The organism is Lewinella sp. W8 (genome assembly GCF_004375085.3).
Classification (GTDB): Bacteria; Bacteroidota; Bacteroidia; order Chitinophagales; family Saprospiraceae; genus Neolewinella.
The window spans coordinates 1-681 of the sequence record NZ_SNAQ03000060.1; the positions used below are offsets into that span (position 1 = coordinate 1).

The following is a 681-nucleotide window of genomic DNA, read 5'->3' on the forward strand; positions in this document are numbered from 1 at the left end:
CCGTGTAGGTACCCGCAGCAAGACCACTCAGGTTTTGCGTCGTCGCACCGTTGCTCCAGGCGTAGGTGTAACCGGCCGTACCGCCAACCACCGTCAGCGTGATCGTACCGTCGTCGCTCGTACCGGCGTCGTCGTTACAGGTAACGTCCGTCGTCACACCCGTAGCCACCAGGGGCTCCGGCTGGTCGATCGTGAAGCTTTCCGTGGTCGTACAGTCATTGGCGTCCGTAACCACTACCGTGTAAGTACCCGCAGCAAGACCACTCAGGTTCTGCGTCGTAGCACCGTTGCTCCAGGCGTAGGTGTAACCGGCCGTACCGCCAACTACCGTCAGCGTGATCGTTCCGTCGTCGCTCGTACCGGCATCATCGTTACAGATGACGTCCGTCGTAACGCCTGTAGCCACCAGGGGCTCCGGCTGGTCGATCGTGAAGCTTTCCGTGGTCGTACAGCCATTGGCGTCCGTGACCACTACCGTGTAGGTACCCGCAGCAAGACCACTCAGGTTCTGCGTCGTAGCACCGTTGCTCCAGGCGTAAGTGTAGCCGGCCGTGCCGCCAACTACCGTCAGCGTGATCGTACCGTCGTCACTCGTACCGGCATCATCGTTACAGATGACGTCCGTCGTAACGCCCGTAGCCACCAGGGGCTCCGGCTGGTCGATGGTCACCGTCAGCTCGC

At 61.5% G+C, this 681-nt stretch carries 1 protein-coding gene; it reads right to left on the reverse strand.

The features are described from left to right. Nucleotides 1-681 (reverse strand): SprB repeat-containing protein (locus tag E1J53_RS23840; RefSeq protein WP_173021625.1); only part of this gene is annotated, 681 nt, incomplete at both ends.